This is a genomic window from Ideonella sp., assembly GCF_041914305.1.
GTDB lineage: Bacteria > Pseudomonadota > Gammaproteobacteria > Burkholderiales > Burkholderiaceae_C > Ideonella.
In genome coordinates, this window is the sequence record NZ_JAYSDQ010000014.1 from 155648 (window position 1) to 173405 (window position 17758).

Genomic DNA, 17758 nt, shown 5'->3' on the forward strand with positions numbered 1-17758 from the left:
GTGGGTGGAACGCCTGATTCTCACTGCACCGGCTGCTTCGACGATGCCCGGCGCGCCGCGCCCAGCGCCTGCCAGAAGCGCGCGTCCTGCGAGGTCGCGAAGTTGATCCGCATCAGCGTGCTGGGCCGGCGCGTGGCATGAAAGAGGTGGCCAGGGGCAAGCAGCCAGCCCTGGTCCAGCAGGGTGTGGGCCAGCGGCTCGGTGTCGACGCCCGTGTCGACCCAGCCGAACAGGCCTTGCGGCGGGGTCACGAAGCGGCAGCCGTGGGCCTGGGCGAGCTGCACGCTGCGGTGGCGCGCCGCGTCGAGCCGCGCGGTCACGCGCTCGGCGTGTCGGCGCAGGCTGCCCTGCTCCAGGCAATGGGCCACAGCCTGCTCCAGCACCGCCGGTGTCGTCAGGGTCGACAGCAGCTTCACGTCGATCAGCCGCTCGACCAGCGCCGGCGGCGCCGCCACGTAGCCGACACGCCAGCTGGGCGTCAGGATCTTCGAGAAGCCGCTGACGTAGAGCGTTCGCTGCAGGCCGTCGAGCGCAGCCAGGCGCGGCAGGTGGTTCGGCGCCAGGTGGGCGTAGGTGTCGTCTTCGACGATGCGAAAGTCGTGCGCCTCGGCAAGCTTGAGCACCTGGTGCGCGTCGCCCAGGCTCAGCGAATGGCCGGTCGGGTTGTGCAGCACCGACACCGTCACATACAGCCGCGGCCGGTGCTCGCGCGCCAGCGTGGCCATCACGTTCAGGTCGGGCCCGTCGGCGCCGCGCGGCACCGGCAGCAGGCGCATGCCCAGCTGCGTCAGCCGCGCGTACTCGACCGCCCAGCCGGGCTCGTCGACCAGCACCGCGTCGCCGGGCGACAGCAGCGCGCGGGAGACGATGTCCAGCGCATGGGTCGCGCCGGTCGCGGTGACGATCTGCGAGGCCCGCGCCCGCACGCCGAAATCGGCCAGCTTGGTCGCCAGCGCCTCGCGCAGGCGGCTGTCGCCGGCGGGTTGGCCGTATTGCAGCGCCAGCGCCGAGTCGCCATGCGTCAACACGCGGCGCAACGCGCTGGCCAGCAGCGGCAGGTCCAGCCAATCGGGCGGCAAGGTGCCCAGCCCGGGCGCGGGCAGCTGGCTGGCGCCATGGAACATGCCGCGGATCAGCGCGGTCGCATCCACCGGGGCGACCCGCGGCGGCGCGGCCGCCTTGGCCGGCGCCAACACCGGGTCGGGTGCGGCGCTGTGCGGGCCACGGCCACCTTCGCGCACGAAGAAGCCTCGCTGGCGCCGCGCCTCGACCAGCCCCTGCGCCAGCAGCTGGTCGTAGGCGGCGACCACGGTGTGCGGGCTGACGCCGTGGCGGCGCGCGCAGTCGCGCACCGACGGCAGCCGCGCGCCGGGCGCCAGCAGCCGCTGGCGGATGCGCTCGGCGAACTGGCCTGCCAGCTGCTCGGTCAAGGTGGCACCGGCGGCGCGGGTCAGGGCGAAGGCGTCGGGGGCGTTCATGGCAGGGGTCCTGTCCCGGTGTGTCGGCTGCGTCGGCAATACAGTTTGGTGACGTGCGCCGCCCAACTGTACCGGCACTGTACTGGTCGGCCGCCTAGACTGTCCAGATGCGTGCCATGCCCGCTGCCCCCCAGACGCCCGGGTCCGCCCGGCGCGGCCTGCTGCTGGGGGCCCTGGGCGTGGTGATCTTCGCGCTGACCTTTCCGATGACGCGCCTGGCGGTCGGCCCGGCCGATGCGCCGCAGCTGCCGCCGGGCTTCGTCACCGCCGGCCGCGCGGCGGGCGCCGGGCTGCTGAGCGTGGCCTACCTGCTGGCCACGCGCGCGCCGTGGCCACAGCGGCGCCACCTGCTGGCGCTGGTGTTGAGCGCGCTCGGCACCGTGGTCGGCTTTCCGCTCGGCATTGCGCTGGCGCTGCGCGAAGTGCCGGCGATGCACGCGGCCGTGGTCACGGGCGTGCTGCCGCTGGCCACCGCGGCCATCGCGGCGCTGGCCTTGCGCCAACGTGCGTCGACCGGCTTCTGGGTCTGCGCGGTGCTGGGCTGCCTGCTGGTGCTGGCATTTGCCGCGCACGAAGGGGGCGGCGCGCTGACAGGCGCCGATGCCTGGTTGCTCGTGGCGGTGTTCAGCGCCGCCGGTGGCTACGTGGCGGGCGCCCGGCTCGCCGCCGAATGGCCGGCCGAGCAGGTGATCTCGTGGGTGCTGGTGCTGAGCCTGCCGTTGACCGCGCCGCTGGCTTGGGCCTGGTGGCCCGACGCACCGGTTGCGCCGTCGGCCTGGGGCGGCTTCGCCTACGTCACGCTGTTTTCGATGTGGCTGGGCTTCTTCGCCTGGTACCGCGGGCTCGCGCTGGGTGGCGCGCTGCGTGTCAGCCAGGTGCAGCTGCTGCAACCGTTTCTCGCGCTGCTGTTCGCGGTGCCGGTGCTGGGTGAGCCGCTCGAAGCGTCGACCCTGTTGTTTGCACTCGCCGTGCTGGCCACCGTGGTGATCGGCAAGCGCATGCCCGTGCGGCCGACCGCACCCGCCGTTGCCGCACCAGCCGTCCAACCGGAGGTGACGCGGTGAAGACCTTGGGCCTGCTCGGCGGCATGAGCTGGGAATCGACGCTGGTCTACTACCGGCTGTTGAACCAGGGCGTGGCCGCCCGCCTGGGCGGTTTGCACAGCGCCTCGCTGCGCCTGGCCAGCGTCGATTTCGCCAGCATCGCCGCGCAGCAGCGCGCCGACGACTGGGCCGGCGCCGCCGAGGTGCTGGGCCACACAGCCGCGCAGTTGCGCACCGCCGGCGCCGAAGGTCTGCTGATCGCCAGCAACACGATGCACAAGGTGGCCGCACCGATCGTCCAGGCCTGCGGCCTGCCGCTGCTGCACATCGGCGACGCTACCGGCCGCGCGCTGCGCGCCGCCGGCCACACGCGCGTCGGCCTGCTCGGCACCCGCTTCACGATGGAAGACCGTTTTCTCGCCGACCACCTGGCCGACCACCACGGCGTGACCAGCGTGACGCCCGGCCCGGCCGATCGCGACGAGGTGCACCGCGTGATCTACGACGAACTCTGCCGCGGCCAGACGTTGCCTGCGTCACGCGATCGCTTCGTGCGCATCATGACCGGCTTGGCGGAACAAGGCTGCGAGGCCATCATCCTGGGCTGCACGGAGATCTCCCTGCTGACCCCACCCGATCACCCCCCCGAACCGGACGGCTGGCCCTTGCCACTGTTCGACACCACCGCCTTGCACGCTCACGAGGCTGTGCAATGGATGCTTGAGGAAGTAAGACCATGAACGTGACCACCCCCGCCAGTGCCTGGACCTTGGCGCAACGCGCCGCCCGCATGAACCCGTCGATCATCCGGGAGATCCTGAAGGTCACCGAGCAACCGGGCGTGCTGTCGCTGGCCGGCGGCCTGCCGTCGCCCGAGACCTTCCCGATCGAGGCGATGCGCGAGGCCACCGCCAAGGTGCTGGCCGACACGCCGAAAGAGGCGCTGCAGTACGCCGCCAGCGAAGGCTTCGGCCCGCTGCGCGAGTGGGTCGCGGCCCAGTTGGCCAAGCAGGGCCAGCAGGTCACGCCGGCGCAGGTGCTGATCACCACCGGCTCGCAGCAGGGGCTCGATCTGGTCGCCAAGGTGCTGGTCGACGCCGGCGCGCCGGTGGCCGTCGAAACGCCCACCTACCTCGGCGCGCTGCAGGCCTTTGCGCCCTACGAGCCGATCTTCAAGAGCCTGGCCAGCGACGCGGACGGCCCGCTGCCCGAGGCGATCGAGCGCCTGCCGCACGACGCGCCGGGCACCCGCTTCGCCTATGTGCTGCCGAACTTCCAGAACCCGACCGGCCGCGTGATCCCCGAGGCTCGCCGCCAGGCGATCGTGCAGGCCGCACAGGCCGCGCGCGTGCCGCTGGTCGAAGACAACCCCTACGGCGACCTGTGGTTCGACGAAGCGCCGCCGGCCCCGCTGGCCTCACGCTGGCCCGAAGGCACGGTCTACCTCGGCTCGTTCTCGAAGGTGCTGGCGCCCGGCCTGCGCCTGGGCTACGTGGTGGCACCGCCGGAGCTGATGCCCAAGCTGCTGCAGGCCAAGCAGGCGGCCGACCTGCACACGCCGGGCTTCAACCAGCGCGTGGTCTACGAGGTGATCAAGAACGGTTTCCTCGACCAGCACGTGCCGACGATCCGCGCCCGCTACAAGGCGCAGCGCGACGCGATGGCCGCCGCGCTGCAAGAGCACCTGCCGGCCGGCAGCGAATGGGCAGCGCCGCTGGGCGGCATGTTCTTCTGGGTCCGCCTGCCCGAGGGCTGCCACGCGATGGCACTGCTCGAGCAAGCCGTGGCCGCCGGCGTGGCCTACGTGCCCGGCGAGGCCTTCTACGCCCACGCGCCGGATGTGCGCACGATGCGCCTGTCGTTCGTCACGCTGGCGCCGGACGACATTCGCACCGCGGTGGCCGCGCTGGGCCGCGTGCTCAACCGCCACCTGAACGAAGAGCTCGAACAAGTCACCCCCTGATGCAGGTACCCAGGTAACCCATGCGCCGATTCAGCCAGCTCGACGTCTTCACCGCCACGCCCCTGAAGGGCAACCCGCTGGCCGTCGTGCACGACGCCCAGGGGCTGTCGGACGACGAGATGCAGGCCTTCGCGCGCTGGACGAACCTGAGCGAGACGACCTACCTGCTGCCGCCCACCGACGAGCGCGCCGACTACCGGCTGCGCATCTTCACGCCCGGCGGCGAGCTGCAATTTGCCGGCCACCCGACGCTGGGCAGTTGCCACGCGTGGCTGGCCGCCGGTGGGCAACCGCGCGCGGCACAGCAGGTGGTGCAGCAATGTGGCGTGGGCCTGGTGACGGTGCGGCGCGACGGTGCACGGCTGGCCTTCGCCGCGCCACCGCTGCGGCGCGAGCCGGTCGACGACGGTGTGCTGGCCGCGGTGGTCGACGCGATCGGCCTGCCCGCGGGTGATCTGCTGGGTGCCTGCTGGCTCGACAACGGCACGAAATGGCTGGGCCTGCGGGTCGCGAGCGCGTCGCGCATCCGTGCGCTGCGGCCTGACCACGCGCGGCTGAAGGCGCTGGCCAAGGTGGGCCTGGTGGCCATGCAAGACGCCGAGGGCGCCGCCGACACCCAGTTCGAGGTGCGCGCGTTCGCGGCGGCGACCGGCGTCGAAGAAGACCCGGTCACCGGCGGCCTGAATGCCGGCATCGCCCAATGGCTGATCGGCGAAGGGCTGGCGCCGGCGCGCTATGTGGCCGCGCAGGGCAGCGCGCTGGGCCGGGCCGGCCGTGTGCATGTGGAGCGCGACGCGGCCAGCGGCACGGTCTGGATCGGCGGCGACGTGACGCCGTGCATCAGCGGCACGCTGAGCCTGTAGCCCAAACGCCGCAGGCTTGTAAGCCCCTGTGCCAGCCGCTTCACGAGGCGCGCATTCGCGCCTACATTCGGGGCCACCTCAGATTGGACCCGGAGCCACCCCCCATGATTCGATTCAGCTTCCTCACCACCACCGCCCTGCTGGCCATGGCCTGCGCCGGCTGCAGCACCCCCGCATCGCACAGCCATGGTGGCGGCGGCGACGGCATGGACGGGCACATGGCCTCGATGAAGGGCAAGATCGCCGTCGCATCACTGACGCCGACGCAAGGCAACAACGTGCGTGGCCTGTTCGTGTTCCACCAGATGGGCGACCACGTGATGGTGCATGCCCAGGTCAGCGGCCTGAAGCCGAATGCCGAGCACGGCATCCACGTGCACGAGAAGGGCGACTGCGCGAGCGCCGACGGCACCAGCGCCGGTGGCCACTTCAACCCCGACGGCAAGCCGCACGGCCCGCAAGACGCCGCCCACCACAGCGGCGACATGCCCGCGCTGAAGGCCGATGCGAACGGTGTCGCGAACCAGAAGTTCATGCTGATGGGCCCGACCGTCACCGCCGGCACCACCAGCCTGGTCGAGCACGCCGTGATCGTGCACGCCAGCCCCGACGACTACACCACCCAACCCACCGGCAACTCGGGCGCCCGCATCGCTTGCGGGGTCATTGCGAGGTACTGAGGCCCCCACGGCCCTCCCGGGCCTGCCTTGCAGGCCGCGCCGGGCCAGAGGCCCGGCCCTTCGCCAGGCACGACCAGTCCTCAGGACTGTTCATGTCCGGGCGAAGCCCCCCGAGGGGGCTCGCGCAGCGGACCGGCGGAGCCGGCTCCGCGCACGCCACTTGGAGCGGCCCGGGCTGCGCCGGGCCAATGATTGCCAAATGCCATGACTGTCGAACTGTTCCGCGACGATGCTGACCTGAACGAATGCGATGCGGTGGTCACGGCGGTGGATGGCTTGGCGGTGCAGCTGGACCGCACGGTGTTCTACCCGCAAGGGGGCGGCCAGGCCGGCGATGCGGGCGTGCTGCAACGGCCCGATGGCCGCGTGATGGCCGTGGTCGACACCCGCAAGGGCGCCGAGCCGGGTCAGATCCTGCACCTGCTGGCCGAGCCGGCCGATGGGGTGTTGCAGGTCGGTGACCGCGTCACGGCCCGCATCGACGCGGCGCGCCGGCAGGCGCACCGGCGCTTTCACACCACCACGCACCTGTTGTGCGCGCTGGTGCCGCACCCGGTCGACGGCTGCTCGATCACCGCGGGCTATGCGCGGCTGGACTTCCACATGACCGAGCCGCTGGACAAGGAGGCGCTGACCGCTGGCCTGGCGCGTTATGTCGCCGCGGCGCACCCGGTCACCACCCGCTGGATCACCGACGCCGAACTCGACGCCAACCCGCAGCTGGTGCGCAGCATGAGCGTGCAGCCCCCGCGCGGGTCGGGCCGCGTGCGGCTGGTCGAGGTCGAGGGCGTCGACCTGCAGCCGTGTGGTGGCACGCATGTGAACAACACCGCCGACATCGGGGCCGTGGTCGTCACGAAGATTGAGAAGAAGAGTGCCACCACCCGCAGGGTGGTGCTGGGGTTCGCCTTGGCGAACCCCAGTGGCGCGTAGCGCCAAGCACTCTTCTTCCGGCGCAGGCTCATGTCGGCTTCAGCCGACGTGAAGGGCGCCTTGGCGCCCGGCCGGAGCCAGAAGACGGTGGCAACGCCGCCGTGCGTCGTGGCGGCGCCTCTTGCCATGTTCACCACCTCTTGTACGCGCAGGCGCCGCGCATTCGCCACGGCCGCCACTCCGAACCTTCGTAGCTCCTCACCCTGTCGCGCCCCACCCACACCCCTGCTGCCACGCTGCGGACAGTTGTGTGGCAAAACATCCATCGCTGGCTGTTCCTGCAGGCACACGCCTTGCCGACCCGTGTGCCGTGACTTGCCGAAACACCCCATGGTCGACGGCGCGGCCGGCGCACCGTACATTGCGCGTTCCGCCGCCACGCATTGATCGCCATGCCTTTGCAGCCGACCGATGACCGCCGCCTTGCTTCGCGTGCCGCGCTGGCCGGCCGGCTTCGCGCAGTCCGGGCCCACAGCCTCGCACTGGCCGGGCCGCTGTCGGCCGAAGACCAGGGCGCGCAATCGATGCCCGATGCCAGCCCGACCAAATGGCACCTGGCCCACACCACCTGGTTCGTCGAGACCCTGGTGTTGCAGGCGTTCGCGCCAAGCTACCGGCCGTTCGACGAACGTTACGGCCGGCTGTTCAACTCGTACTACGAAAGCCTGGGCGCGCGCCACCCACGGCCGCAGCGTGGGCTGTTGACCCGCCCGGCGCTGGCCGAGGTGCTGGCCTACCGCGCCCATGTCGACCAGGCGCTGCAAGGCCTGGTCGACGGCGCCGACGCCGACACCTGGGCCCACGCCGCCCCCTTGCTCGAACTCAGCCTGCAACACGAGCAGCAGCACCAGGAGCTGATCCTGACCGATGTGCTGCACCTGCTGTCGCTGAACCCGCTGGCCCCCGCTTATCGATCTGCCGCGCCCACCGCATTCACCGCAACTGCGGGCGACCAAGGCTGGTGGCAATGCGCCGGCGGCGACGCCGAGATCGGGCACGAGGCGCGCGACGGTTTCGCCTTCGACAACGAGGGCCCGCGCCATCTCGTGCGGCTGGCGCCGTTTGCGTTGTCGCGCGGGCTGGTGACCAACCGCGAGGTCCAGGCCTTCATCGCCGATGGTGGTTACCGGCGGCCGGAGTTCTGGCTGTCCGACGGCTGGGCCACGGTGCAGGCGCAGGGCTGGCAGGCCCCGCTGTACTGGCGCGACGAGGGGCGCCAGTTCACGCTGCACGGCGAGCAGCCGATCGAGCCCGAGGCACCGGCCTGCCACCTGAGCTTCTTCGAGGCCTCGGCGCTGGCCGCCTGGGCCGGTGCGCGGCTGCCGACCGAGTTCGAATGGGAGGCCGCCGCGCGCGCCTGGGGCGTGGCCGCGCCGGCCGGGCCGGGGCCGCTGCACCCCACGCCGCGCCGCAGCAGCGCCGACCTGCAGTGCTTCGGCGCGGTCTGGCAGTGGACCCGTTCGTCGTACGACCCCTACCCCCGCTTCAAGCCGTTTGCCGGCACCGCGGCCGAATACAACGGCAAGTTCATGGTCGGCCAGCTGGTGCTGCGCGGCAGCAGCTGCGCCACGCCGCCCGGCCATTCGCGACTCACCTACCGCAACTTCTTCCCGCCGTCGGCACGCTGGCAATTCAGCGGTGTGCGCCTGGCCAAGGACCTTGACTGATGAAGCCATCGCCCGACACCTGCGCCAGCGAATTCGCCCATGCGATGCAACAGGCGCTGACCGAGACCCCGCGCCGCATCTCGCCCAAGTGGTTCTACGACGCCGAGGGCTCGCGCCTGTTCGACGCGATCTGCGAGCTGCCCGAGTACTACCCGACACGCACCGAGCTGGGCCTGCTCGACCGCCATGCAAACGACATCGCGCGCCGCCTGGGCCCGGGGGTCGAGCTGGTCGAGTTCGGCGCCGGCAGCCTACGCAAGGTGCGCCTGCTGCTCGAGGCGCTGGAGCGCCCGGCGGGCCTGCTGCCGATCGACATCTCGGCCGAGCACCTGCATGCCAGCGCGGCCCAGCTGCAGCGTGACCGGCCCGGCCTGGCGGTGCGCCCGCTGGCGGCCGATTTCACGCAAGACCTGGTGCTGCCGCCGGCCCACGGGCCGCGGGTCGGTTTCTTCCCCGGCAGCTCGATCGGCAACTTCGAGCCCGACGAAGCGCGCCGGCTGCTGCAGCGCATGGCCGGCTGGCTCGACGGTGGGCTGCTGGTGGGGGTCGACCTGGTCAAGGAGCCCGACCTGCTGCACGCGGCCTACAACGATGCGCAGGGCGTCACCGCGCGCTTCAACCGCAACCTGCTGGTGCGCGCCAACAGCGAGCTGGGCGCCGACTTCGAACTGAACCGCTGGGCCCACAGCGCCTTCTATCACCCGGCTCTGCAGCGCATCGAGATGCACCTGGTCAGCCGCAGTGACCAGGTGGTGCACCTGTGCGGCCACGCCATCCCGGTCGCCGAGGGCGACAGCGTGCACACCGAGAACTCGTACAAGTACACGGTGGCCGGCTTCCAGCGCCTGGCGCGCCAGGCCGGCTTCGCGCCCGAGGCGGTGTGGGTCGACGCGCGGCGCTGGTTCGCGCTGCATTGGCTCAAGCCCGCCGAGGGGCAAGCCTTGTAAGGCCGGGCGGCAAACCCTGTAAGGCCTGGCGGCTCTGCGGCGACCGACGAGCAGGCCCGCCCGCGCACGCCCTGCAGCGCGGCGGCGCCGGCTTGAAGGAGCCCCATGCCCCGCACCCGTCTTCCCGCTGCAGCGACCTCGCTGGCGGTCATCTCGTGGGCCGCGCTGACCGCGCTGATGCCGGCGCAAGCGGCGTCAGCGTCAGCGCCAACGTCCTGCGCGGCCGCCGACGCGCGCGCGCCCAAGGTCATCGTCGAGCTGTACACCTCGGAGGGCTGCAGCTCCTGCCCGCCGGCCGATGCGTGGCTGGCCGCGTTGCCGCGCGACGGCTCGGTGCTGGCGCTGGCTTTCCACGTCGACTACTGGGACAGCCTGGGCTGGGCCGACCGCTTCGCCGATCCAGCCTACACCGACCGCCAGCGCCAGCTGCAGGCCAGCAGCGGCGCGCGCTTCGTCTACACGCCGCAGTTGATCGTCGGCGGGCGCGACTTCCCCGGCTGGCGCCAATTGCCGGCGGCGGCGTTGGCGTCCACTGCCCCGGCCTGGCCGGCCGACGCGCCGAGCCTGCATCTGCGCCGCGAAGGCGCCGAGCTGGTCGCCGACATCGGGGCCGGCGGCAGCGGTGCGTTGGCGGGTTATTGGGCCCTGCTCGAAGACGGCCACCAGAGCCAGGTGGCCGCGGGCGAGAACTCGGGCCGCGCGCTGCGCCACGAGCACGTGGTGCGGCGTTACCAGCCGGTCGCCGCCTGGCCAGCCGGCCAGGCCCACCGGGCGAGCTGGGCGCTGCCCGGGGTCAGTGCCGGCCACGCGGCACAGGCGGTGTTCGTGTTGACCGACGCGCCAGGCGGCCGGCCGCTGCGGGCACTGCAGATCACGCTGGCCGGCGGCGCCGGCTGCTGAACCCGAGGCGCCATCACCGGCGCCGTCGGTTCACTCCTTGCGGTAGTTGTCGTGGCAGGCCTTGCAGCTCTTGCCGACATCGCCGACCGCTGCCTTGATCTGGTCGATGTTGCCGCCCTTGGCCACGGTGTTCAGCTTCGCCACCTCTTCCTGCATCTTGCTGGCGGCGGCCTTGAACTTGTCCTGCTCGGTCCAGATCTCGGGCTTGGCCTTGGTGTCGCCGCTGCTGGTGCCGTCGATGAAGCCCGCATAGGGCAGCTTGGACATCGTCGCGACGATCTCGGCATTGGCCTGCACGGCCGCGGCGTCGAACGGCACCTTGCCGGTGGCCATCGCCGCGACGCGGCCGAAGTGGCTGGCCATCACGGTGAACGCCGCCTTGCGGTACTTGATCGCGTCTTCAGGCTTCTGGAACTGCGCGGCGGCAGGCCAGGCGGCGGCCAGGCCGGCGACCGCTGCCGCGGCCAGGACGAGACGTTTCATGCAATGTCCTCCAAAGTATGGGAATGGGGTCGTCAACGGCATCGGCCTGCCGGCCGCAGGGTGGCGGCAACGGGCACAGGGAGCCCGCGAACAGGTCGATCCAACGAGTGTACGCAGCCCCTGTGTCGCTTATTCCCCCCGGCTGGGGCGAGCCCGCCCCGGGGAAAGCCCGTATCGCCGGCGCGGCGCGGGGGCTGGATTCGGCGCGGCGCGCCGGGTATGGTGGCGGCCCGCCTTCACCGCGCGATGCCGCCCTCGCCCCCGATGCCGCCCCTTGCCGACACCCCCGAGCCCCTGGTCGCGACCCGTGTGTGGGACCTGCCGACGCGGCTGTTCCATTGGCTGCTGGCCGCCTGTGTGCTGGGCCTGGTGATCACCGGCAACGTGGGCGGCAACGCGCTCGAATGGCACATGCGGTTCGGCGTGTCGGTCGGTGCGCTGCTGGTGTTCCGGCTGGTCTGGGGCATGCTCGGCGGCCGCTGGTCGCGCTTCGCGAGCTTCGTCTACTCGCCGGCGGCGCTCGGGCGCTACCTGCGGGGCCGGCCGCAGCCGCAGGACCATTTCGACGTCGGCCACAACCCGCTCGGCAGCTTCTCGGTCTTTGCGCTGCTGGGCGTGCTGGTGGCGCAGGTGGCCAGCGGGCTGGTGGCCGACGACGAGATCGCCACCACCGGGCCGTTGAACCGCTTCGTCAGCAGCGCCACCGCCAGCCTGGCGACCGGCTGGCACAAAGGCTACGGGCCATGGCTGATCTACGCGCTGGTGGCGCTGCACGTGGCGGCGATCGCCTACTACGTGCGCTGGAAGCGCCAGGCCCTGCTGCGGCCGATGTGGCAGGGCGACAAGTGGCTGCCGGCCGGCACCCCACCTAGCGCCGACCACCTGGTGACCCGGATGTTCGCTGGCCTGCTGGCCCTGGCCTGCGCCGCCTCGGCGGTGTGGGTCTACCGGCTTGGCTAGTGTCCTGGTGGGACAGGACACTAGACTCACACTCCCAGGACTCGCCGCCTCATCGGCATGCCCACTCCCGAGATACGGCTGCAAACGCCGGACACCCCCGAAGCGCTGGCCGCCACGCGCGAGATCATGCGCGAGTACGCCGGGTCACTCGGCATCGACCTGTGTTTCCAGAACTTCGAGGCCGAGCTGGCCTCGTTGCCGGGCGAGTACGACGCCCCGGGCGGCGCGCTGCTGCTGGCCTGGGTCGACGGTGAACTGGCGGGCTGCGGCGCGTTCCGCCCGATGCCCGACGTGGACTACGCCAACGCCTGCGAGATGAAGCGGCTGTACGTGCGGCGCGCGTTCCGCCGCTTCGGCCTCGGCCGGGTGCTGGCTGAGGCCTTGATGGACACCGCCCTGCAGGCCGGCTACTCGGCGATGCTGCTGGACACGCTCGACGACATGGAGGCCGCGCGCGAGCTGTACGCGTCACTCGGCTTCGAGACCATCCCGCCGTATTACTTCAACCCGATTCCGGGCGCGCACTACCTGAAGGCGGATTTGCACGGCAACACACGCTGGTAGATGTCTGCACCCGGTGGCAGGGGTACCTGCCACCACCCTCCGAGAGGGTGCGCGGCCGCTTGGGAGCGGCCCGGCGCTGGCCGCGCTGATGGGGCACCCGGTGACGGGGTACCGCCACCACCCTCCGAGAGGGTGCGCGGCCGCTTGGGAGCGGCCCGGCGCTGGCCGCGCTGATGGGGCACCCGGTGACGGGGTACCGCCACCACCCTCCGAGAGGGTGCGCGGCCGCTTCGGAGCGGCCGTGCGCTGGCCGCGCGAGCACTCGACGACGGTACTGCCGTACCCACCGAACGGATGGACCTGTCAACTTCGGGCGGCCCCGGCGCTGGCTGGCTGGGGCGCCGGGCGACGGTACGGCCACATCCACCGAATGGCCCGACACCGGCGGGCCAAAGCGCCGGCCAACGCCCGTCCCGATCAGCGCTCCAGCAGGCTGGCCGCCAGGCAGAGGTCTTCCCAGGCCTTGGCCTTGTCGGCCGGTTGGCGCAGCAGGTAGGCGGGGTGGTAGGTGACGACCAGCGGCACGCCTTCGTAGTGGTGCACGCGGCCGCGCAGGCGGCCGATCGCGTCGTCCGAGCGCAGCAGCGACTGCACCGCGAAGCGGCCCATCGCCACGATCACCCGCGGCTGCACCAGCGCCAACTGCCGGCGCAGGAACGGCTCGCAGCGGGCCAGCTCGGCCGGCTCCGGGTTGCGGTTGCGCGGGGGCCGGCATTTCAGCGTGTTGGCGATGAAAACCTGTTGTTCGGGCGGCGCCTCGCTGCGCTTCAGGCCCAGTGCCTTCAGCATCGCGTCGAGCAACTGGCCGGCGGGGCCGACGAAGGGTTCGCCGCGCAGGTCCTCTTGCTCACCCGGCGCTTCGCCGACGATCATCCAGTGGGCCCGCGGGTTGCCGACGCCGAACACCGTCTGGGTGCGGCTGTCGCACAGCGCGCAGGCGCGGCAGGCGGCCACCGCCTCGCGCAGCGCGGGCCAGTCCAGGCCGGCCACCTCGCCGGTCAGCGGTTCGCGTGCCTCGGGGGCCGGGGCGGCGACCTGTGCGGTGGTCGGCCGGATCGGGACGATCGGCCGCTCGGGCGCCGGCGGTGCCGGCAACGGCACCGCGGGTGCCATGGCTTCAGCGGGCGGCGTGTCGACCACCACCTCGGCTGGCGCATCGCCCGGCATGCCGGGCGGCGCCCAGACGCTCAGCCCCATGGCCCGCAGCATCGCGCGCTGGCGGTCGGTCCAGGTCATCAGCTTGTCGCCCCCGGTTCGGCGGTGTCGGGGCTCGGCGTCCAGCGCATCACCACCGCGTGTTCACGCTGGCCGTGGGCGGCCGGGTAGTAGCCCTTGCGCAGCCCGATGGCTTCGAAGCCCCAGCGTTCGTACAGGCGCCGCGCCCGCTCGTTGCTCTCGCGCACCTCGAGCCAGATCTGCGCCGCATGGTGCGCCTTGGCCTCGTCGGCCAAGTGGGCCAGCAGCGCGCGGGCGTGGCCGCGGCCCTGCTGCGCCGGCGCCACCGTGAGGTTGAGCAGGTGCAGTTCGTCGACCCCGGGCATCGCAACGTAGTAGCCCATCAGCTCGCGCCCGGTGACCCGCAGCGTGGCCAGGTAACCGGCGGCCAGCGAGTCGGTGAAGTGCCCGCGCGACCACGGAAACGGGTAGGCCTGCAGCTCGATCGCCATCACCTGGTCGAGGTCGGTCACCGTCATCGGCCGTTGGCCGGTGACCAGCGGGCGGCGCTCGACGGCGCTCATCGCGTGCCGCCCTCGCCGGCTGGCGCCGTGGAGGCAGCGGCGGCAGCGGCCGCCTTGGCCGCCGCGACCGCCGCACGTTCGGCGGTGGTCAACGCCACCTTGTCGCGCAGGTACACCGGCAAGGCCTGCCGCGCCGGCACGCCACGGCCAGCGGACCAGGCGGCGCAGGCCAGGCGCAGCAAGGCCGCGGCGCGGTCGGCGGTGCGTGGCCACAGGCGGGCCTGGCCCCAGGGCAGGCGGCCGGCAAAGGCCTCGATCGCGCTGCCGGCCAGGTTCGGCGGCGCACCAGCCACGCCCCAGCGGGCGGCCAGCGATGGCAGGTCGTACAAGGCCGGCGCTTCGCAGGTGAGCCAGGCCCGGCCGTCGTGCCGGTAGGCGCCGGCGTAGACCTCGTCCATGCGGGCGTCCATCGCGACCCACAGCTCGAAAGGCTCGCTGCCGTCCGCGCCCAGCGCCTGGGCACGGGCGTCTTCGGCCACGATCAGCAGGCTGTCGATCGGCAGCACCGGGCAACCGATGCCGAAGGCCAGGCCCTGCGCCACCGACACGGCCGTGCGCAGGCCGGTGAAGGCGCCCGGCCCCTGGCCGAAGGCGATGGCGTCGAGCGCCGGCGGCGCCAGCCCGCGTTGCGCGAGCAGCTCCAGCGCGGTCGGGATCAGGCGTTCAGAGGCCTGCGCGCCGCCCTCGGCATTGACCACCGAGTGCGCGGCACCGTCGGCGAGCCCCACCGCCATCGCTTCGGTGGCGGTGTCCAGCGCGAGCAGCTTCATGCGCGCCGCCGTGCCGACAAGACGCGGCGTGGAAAGACAACAAAGGGCGCGCGGGCAGGCATCGGCCAAGTGTAGCCGTGCGAACATGCCGCGATGGGATGCAGGTCAGAGGGCGCCGGCCGGGCTGGCCGCGTAGATCGCCGTGGGGCGAGACGGTGGTCGGGATGGATGGCAAGCGGCCTGCTCGGGCTGGCCGCCGCGGCGCAGGCCCAGGCGTTGCCAGGCGAGGTGGAAGCGGCGCTGAAGCGCGCGAAGCTGCCCGCCAGCGCCCTGTCGGTGGTGGTGCAAGAGGTTGGCAATGGCCCGCCCGTGCTGGCCTGGAACGAGCAGCCCCCGGTCAACCCGGCCTCGGTCTTCAAACTCGTCACGACCTTTGCTGCGCTCGACCAGCTGGGCCCGGCCTGGAGCTGGTCGACGCCCGTCTACCTGACCGGGCCGCTGCGCGACGGCGTGCTCGACGGCTCGGTCGTGATCCAGGGCCGGGGCGACCCCAAGCTGGTGGTCGAGCGGGTCTGGCTGCTGCTGCGCCGGCTGCAGCAGCAAGCCGGCGTGCGAGAGATCCGCGGCGACATCGTGCTCGACCATTCGGCCTTCGCGCTGCCCGAGCGCTCGCCGGGCGATTTCGACGGCGAGCCGTACAAGCCGCAGAACGTGCAGCCCGACGCATTGCTGCTGAACTTCAAGTCGGTCAACTACAGCTTCGTGCCCGAGCCGGCGCTCGGCTTCGCGCGCGTGGCGATGGAGCCGGTGCTGGCCGGCCTGCAGGTGGATGCGACGGTGCCGCTGTCCACCGGCCCTTGCGACGACTGGCGCCTGGCGCTGAAACCCCAGCTGACCGACCCGCTGCGGGTGCACTTTGCCGGCAGCTACCCGCTGGCCTGCGGCGAGCGCAGCTGGCCGTTGGCCGCGGCCGACGCGCAGGGCTACGGCGCACGGCTGGTCGACCAGCTGTGGCGCGAGCTCGGCGGGCGCCTGGGCGGCAGCGTGCGCGATGGCCCGCTGCCGCCGGGCGCACGCCTGGCCTTCGACCAGGCGTCGCCACCGCTGGCCGAGGTGATCCGCGACATCAACAAGTACAGCAACAACGTGATGGCCGAGCAGCTGTTCCTGAGCCTGCCGGCAGCGTCCACGTCGATGCAGCCCGCCGCGGTGGCCCCGCCCGCGCCGGCCGCCAGCGGGGCCGCGGCAGCGCTGCCGGCCTTGCCCACGACCCGCCCCGAGGACGCGCGCGACCACTTGCGGCGCTGGCTGGCCAGCCGCTTCGGCGAGGCGGCGGCGCAGCAGGCGGTGGTCGACAACGGCTCGGGCCTGTCGCGCGAGGCCCGCATCAGCCCGGCGCTGCTGGCGCGCTTGTTGCAAGCGGCCTGGGCCAGCCCGGTGATGCCGGAGCTGGTGAGCTCACTGCCGGTCAGCGGCACCGACGGCACGCTGAAACGCCTGAACGCCACCATCGGCCGCGCGCACCTGAAGACGGGCTCGCTGCGCGACGTGGCGGCATTGGCCGGTTATGTGCTGTCAGACAAGGGGCGCCGTTATGTGCTGGTCGCGATCGTCAACCACCCCAACGCCGTGGCGGCCCGGCCAGCGCTCGACGCGCTCGTCCAATGGGTCATTCGCGACACCCCTGCCCTCCCCGCCCCTTCCGCCGCCCCCGGCTGCTGCGCGCGCTGACGCGTGCGCCGCGCCCAACCCTGCCCGCCCATGATCCCCGACCCGCTGCTCCACTGGCTCGGCTACCCCGCCGCCGTGCTGACGACCCTGGCCTTCGTGCCACAGGCCTGGCTGACCCTGCGAACGCGCAATGTCAGCGGCATCTCGGCGCTGACCTACGTGGCCTTCACGGTCGGTGTCACGCTGTGGCTGATCTACGGTTGGCACGAGCAGGACTGGGCACTGATCGTCGCCAACGCGGTCACGCTGCCGCTGGCCGCGAGCATCCTGGTGACCAAGCTGCGCGAGGACGCGCGGGTGCGGCGCTCACACGCCGAGCGCAGGCCCCACTAACGAAAAACGGCGGCACCGTTGCCGCTGCCGCCGTCCAGACGTGGGTGCCGATGCCGCTCAGAAGCGGTAGCCGACCCCGATGTTGATCGCCATCGGATCGAGCTTGGTGTCGATCGATTGGCCGGTCGACAGGTGCGAGGTCGTCTTGACGAACGACTTGATCACCGACAGGTCGACGAACCAGTTGCGGTCGATCTTGACGGTGGCGCCGATCTGCGGCGACAGGCCCCAGGCGTCGTCGACTTCCAGCAGCGTGGCTTCGCCGCCCGGGTTGGTCAGCGCGGTCAGGTTGCCGCTGCCTTCTTCGCCGTAGAAGTAGGCATAGGTGATACCCAGGCCGACGTACGGGCGGACGGTCGATTCCTTGTCGAGGAAGCGGTACTGGGCGAACAGCGTCGGCGAGACCTGCTTGACGGTGGCGATCTTGCCCACGCCCTTGATCGCGCCGTCGCCGACGATGTCGTGCTCGTACGGCAGGCCGGCGTACAGCTCGAACGAGATGTCCGACGAGTACATGTAGGTCAGCGTGAAGATCGGCGCGCCGGCTTCCTTCACGTCGATCTTGGTGCCCGGCATGCTGGGCGCCGACAGGTTGCCGCTGCTGACCTGCGGAACGATCTGGTTGTAGCCGAACTTGACCGCCACGGTGCCGGCGTCTTGCGCCAGCGCCGCGTTCGACGCCAGGGCCAGGGCCGTCAGCATCAGCGCGGAGGTGAGAGTTTTCTTCATGATGGACAGGTCCTTGTTGCTGCGCAGATGCCGCC

19 protein-coding genes are annotated in these 17758 nt (G+C 71.9%); 13 read left to right on the forward strand and 6 right to left on the reverse strand.

Going from position 1 to position 17758, the window contains the following annotated elements; genetic code table 11:
* Positions 1 to 20 precede the first annotated feature (20 nt).
* Positions 21 to 1478 carry a PLP-dependent aminotransferase family protein gene (locus ACE3SG_RS18840; RefSeq protein WP_374567607.1) on the reverse strand — a complete coding sequence of 486 codons (1458 nt, stop codon included), beginning with the start codon at positions 1476 to 1478 and terminating at the stop codon, positions 21 to 23.
* Positions 1479 to 1594: 116 nt separating this feature from the next.
* Here ACE3SG_RS18840 and ACE3SG_RS18845 point away from each other — a divergent pair, with 116 nt between their 5' ends.
* The 9 genes from ACE3SG_RS18845 (at position 1595) to ACE3SG_RS18885 (ending at position 10474) form a co-directional block, all read left to right on the forward strand.
* A complete protein-coding gene (locus ACE3SG_RS18845; RefSeq protein ID WP_374567608.1) occupies positions 1595 to 2542 on the forward strand; it encodes a DMT family transporter in 948 nt (315 codons plus the stop codon).
* On the forward strand, positions 2539 to 3261 hold the full coding sequence (locus tag ACE3SG_RS18850; protein ID WP_374567609.1) for an aspartate/glutamate racemase family protein: 723 nt from the start codon (positions 2539 to 2541) through the stop codon (positions 3259 to 3261). The genes ACE3SG_RS18845 and ACE3SG_RS18850 overlap by 4 nt, the downstream gene beginning before the upstream one ends.
* Positions 3258 to 4484, forward strand: a complete 1227-nt coding sequence (locus ACE3SG_RS18855) for a PLP-dependent aminotransferase family protein (protein WP_374567610.1) — start codon at positions 3258 to 3260, stop codon at positions 4482 to 4484. The genes ACE3SG_RS18850 and ACE3SG_RS18855 overlap by 4 nt, the downstream gene beginning before the upstream one ends.
* Before the next feature lie 20 nt (positions 4485 to 4504).
* Positions 4505 to 5347, forward strand: a complete 843-nt coding sequence (locus ACE3SG_RS18860; RefSeq protein ID WP_374567611.1) for a PhzF family phenazine biosynthesis protein — start codon at positions 4505 to 4507, stop codon at positions 5345 to 5347.
* A gap of 104 nt (positions 5348 to 5451) precedes the next feature.
* Positions 5452 to 6027 (forward strand): superoxide dismutase family protein, encoded by a 576-nt coding sequence (locus tag ACE3SG_RS18865; protein ID WP_374567612.1) that lies wholly within the window; start codon positions 5452 to 5454, stop codon positions 6025 to 6027.
* Between the two features lie 204 nt (positions 6028 to 6231).
* Positions 6232 to 6960: an alanyl-tRNA editing protein gene (locus ACE3SG_RS18870; protein ID WP_374567613.1), complete on the forward strand. Its 729-nt coding sequence runs from the start codon at positions 6232 to 6234 to the stop codon at positions 6958 to 6960.
* Between the two features lie 392 nt (positions 6961 to 7352).
* Complete coding sequence (egtB, locus tag ACE3SG_RS18875) at positions 7353 to 8627, forward strand: ergothioneine biosynthesis protein EgtB (protein WP_374567614.1); 1275 nt, start codon at positions 7353 to 7355, stop codon at positions 8625 to 8627.
* Positions 8627 to 9574 (forward strand): L-histidine N(alpha)-methyltransferase, encoded by a 948-nt coding sequence (gene egtD, locus ACE3SG_RS18880; RefSeq protein ID WP_374567615.1) that lies wholly within the window; start codon positions 8627 to 8629, stop codon positions 9572 to 9574. Before egtB ends, egtD begins: the two co-directional genes overlap by 1 nt.
* 105 nt (positions 9575 to 9679) lie before the next feature.
* Entirely contained in the window at positions 9680 to 10474 is a 795-nt protein-coding gene (locus ACE3SG_RS18885) for a DUF1223 domain-containing protein (protein ID WP_374567617.1), read from the forward strand.
* Between the two features lie 30 nt (positions 10475 to 10504).
* Here ACE3SG_RS18885 and ACE3SG_RS18890 read toward each other — a convergent pair whose 3' ends face one another.
* Positions 10505 to 10957 carry a cytochrome c gene (locus ACE3SG_RS18890; RefSeq protein ID WP_374567619.1) on the reverse strand — a complete coding sequence of 151 codons (453 nt, stop codon included), beginning with the start codon at positions 10955 to 10957 and terminating at the stop codon, positions 10505 to 10507.
* A 264-nt stretch (positions 10958 to 11221) separates the two neighbouring features.
* Between ACE3SG_RS18890 and ACE3SG_RS18895 the strand changes: the two genes are divergently transcribed.
* Complete coding sequence (locus ACE3SG_RS18895; protein ID WP_374567621.1) at positions 11222 to 11917, forward strand: cytochrome b/b6 domain-containing protein; 696 nt, start codon at positions 11222 to 11224, stop codon at positions 11915 to 11917.
* A 57-nt stretch (positions 11918 to 11974) separates the two neighbouring features.
* Positions 11975 to 12481 (forward strand): GNAT family N-acetyltransferase, encoded by a 507-nt coding sequence (locus ACE3SG_RS18900; protein WP_374567622.1) that lies wholly within the window; start codon positions 11975 to 11977, stop codon positions 12479 to 12481.
* Between the two features lie 417 nt (positions 12482 to 12898).
* Here ACE3SG_RS18900 and ACE3SG_RS18905 read toward each other — a convergent pair whose 3' ends face one another.
* Genes ACE3SG_RS18905 through tsaB form a run of 3 tightly spaced genes read right to left on the reverse strand, consistent with a single transcriptional unit; the run spans position 12899 to position 14990 of the window.
* Entirely contained in the window at positions 12899 to 13717 is an 819-nt protein-coding gene (locus tag ACE3SG_RS18905) for a uracil-DNA glycosylase family protein (protein WP_374567623.1), read from the reverse strand.
* A complete protein-coding gene (gene rimI / locus ACE3SG_RS18910; RefSeq protein ID WP_374567624.1) occupies positions 13717 to 14220 on the reverse strand; it encodes a ribosomal protein S18-alanine N-acetyltransferase in 504 nt (167 codons plus the stop codon). The genes ACE3SG_RS18905 and rimI overlap by 1 nt, the downstream gene beginning before the upstream one ends.
* Positions 14217 to 14990: a tRNA (adenosine(37)-N6)-threonylcarbamoyltransferase complex dimerization subunit type 1 TsaB gene (gene tsaB, locus ACE3SG_RS18915; protein ID WP_374567626.1), complete on the reverse strand. Its 774-nt coding sequence runs from the start codon at positions 14988 to 14990 to the stop codon at positions 14217 to 14219. Before tsaB ends, rimI begins: the two co-directional genes overlap by 4 nt.
* Before the next feature lie 168 nt (positions 14991 to 15158).
* On the opposite strand from tsaB, the gene ACE3SG_RS18920 reads away from it, so the two are divergent.
* Both ACE3SG_RS18920 and ACE3SG_RS18925 read left to right on the forward strand, forming a co-directional pair.
* Positions 15159 to 16661: a D-alanyl-D-alanine carboxypeptidase/D-alanyl-D-alanine-endopeptidase gene (locus tag ACE3SG_RS18920; protein WP_374567628.1), complete on the forward strand. Its 1503-nt coding sequence runs from the start codon at positions 15159 to 15161 to the stop codon at positions 16659 to 16661.
* A gap of 30 nt (positions 16662 to 16691) precedes the next feature.
* A complete protein-coding gene (locus tag ACE3SG_RS18925; protein ID WP_374567630.1) occupies positions 16692 to 16994 on the forward strand; it encodes a SemiSWEET transporter in 303 nt (100 codons plus the stop codon).
* Between the two features lie 57 nt (positions 16995 to 17051).
* On the opposite strand, the gene ACE3SG_RS18930 is transcribed toward ACE3SG_RS18925, so the two are convergent.
* Positions 17052 to 17723, reverse strand: a complete 672-nt coding sequence (locus ACE3SG_RS18930) for an OmpW family protein (RefSeq protein WP_374567632.1) — start codon at positions 17721 to 17723, stop codon at positions 17052 to 17054.
* Positions 17724 to 17758: the final 35 nt, after the last annotated feature.

Coding starts and splice junctions, on each gene's coding strand:
- ACE3SG_RS18840 (WP_374567607.1), bottom strand. CDS start 1,478: ATGAACGCCCCCGACGCCTTCGCCCTGACCCGCGCCGCCGGTGCCACC.
- ACE3SG_RS18845 (WP_374567608.1), top strand. CDS start 1,595: ATGCCCGCTGCCCCCCAGACGCCCGGGTCCGCCCGGCGCGGCCTGCTG.
- ACE3SG_RS18855 (WP_374567610.1), top strand. CDS start 3,258: ATGAACGTGACCACCCCCGCCAGTGCCTGGACCTTGGCGCAACGCGCC.
- ACE3SG_RS18860 (WP_374567611.1), top strand. CDS start 4,505: ATGCGCCGATTCAGCCAGCTCGACGTCTTCACCGCCACGCCCCTGAAG.
- ACE3SG_RS18865 (WP_374567612.1), top strand. CDS start 5,452: ATGATTCGATTCAGCTTCCTCACCACCACCGCCCTGCTGGCCATGGCC.
- ACE3SG_RS18870 (WP_374567613.1), top strand. CDS start 6,232: ATGACTGTCGAACTGTTCCGCGACGATGCTGACCTGAACGAATGCGAT.
- egtB (WP_374567614.1), top strand. CDS start 7,353: ATGCCTTTGCAGCCGACCGATGACCGCCGCCTTGCTTCGCGTGCCGCG.
- egtD (WP_374567615.1), top strand. CDS start 8,627: ATGAAGCCATCGCCCGACACCTGCGCCAGCGAATTCGCCCATGCGATG.
- ACE3SG_RS18885 (WP_374567617.1), top strand. CDS start 9,680: ATGCCCCGCACCCGTCTTCCCGCTGCAGCGACCTCGCTGGCGGTCATC.
- ACE3SG_RS18890 (WP_374567619.1), bottom strand. CDS start 10,957: ATGAAACGTCTCGTCCTGGCCGCGGCAGCGGTCGCCGGCCTGGCCGCC.
- ACE3SG_RS18895 (WP_374567621.1), top strand. CDS start 11,222: ATGCCGCCCCTTGCCGACACCCCCGAGCCCCTGGTCGCGACCCGTGTG.
- ACE3SG_RS18900 (WP_374567622.1), top strand. CDS start 11,975: ATGCCCACTCCCGAGATACGGCTGCAAACGCCGGACACCCCCGAAGCG.
- ACE3SG_RS18905 (WP_374567623.1), bottom strand. CDS start 13,717: ATGACCTGGACCGACCGCCAGCGCGCGATGCTGCGGGCCATGGGGCTG.
- rimI (WP_374567624.1), bottom strand. CDS start 14,220: ATGAGCGCCGTCGAGCGCCGCCCGCTGGTCACCGGCCAACGGCCGATG.
- tsaB (WP_374567626.1), bottom strand. CDS start 14,990: ATGAAGCTGCTCGCGCTGGACACCGCCACCGAAGCGATGGCGGTGGGG.
- ACE3SG_RS18920 (WP_374567628.1), top strand. CDS start 15,159: ATGGCAAGCGGCCTGCTCGGGCTGGCCGCCGCGGCGCAGGCCCAGGCG.
- ACE3SG_RS18925 (WP_374567630.1), top strand. CDS start 16,692: ATGATCCCCGACCCGCTGCTCCACTGGCTCGGCTACCCCGCCGCCGTG.
- ACE3SG_RS18930 (WP_374567632.1), bottom strand. CDS start 17,723: ATGAAGAAAACTCTCACCTCCGCGCTGATGCTGACGGCCCTGGCCCTG.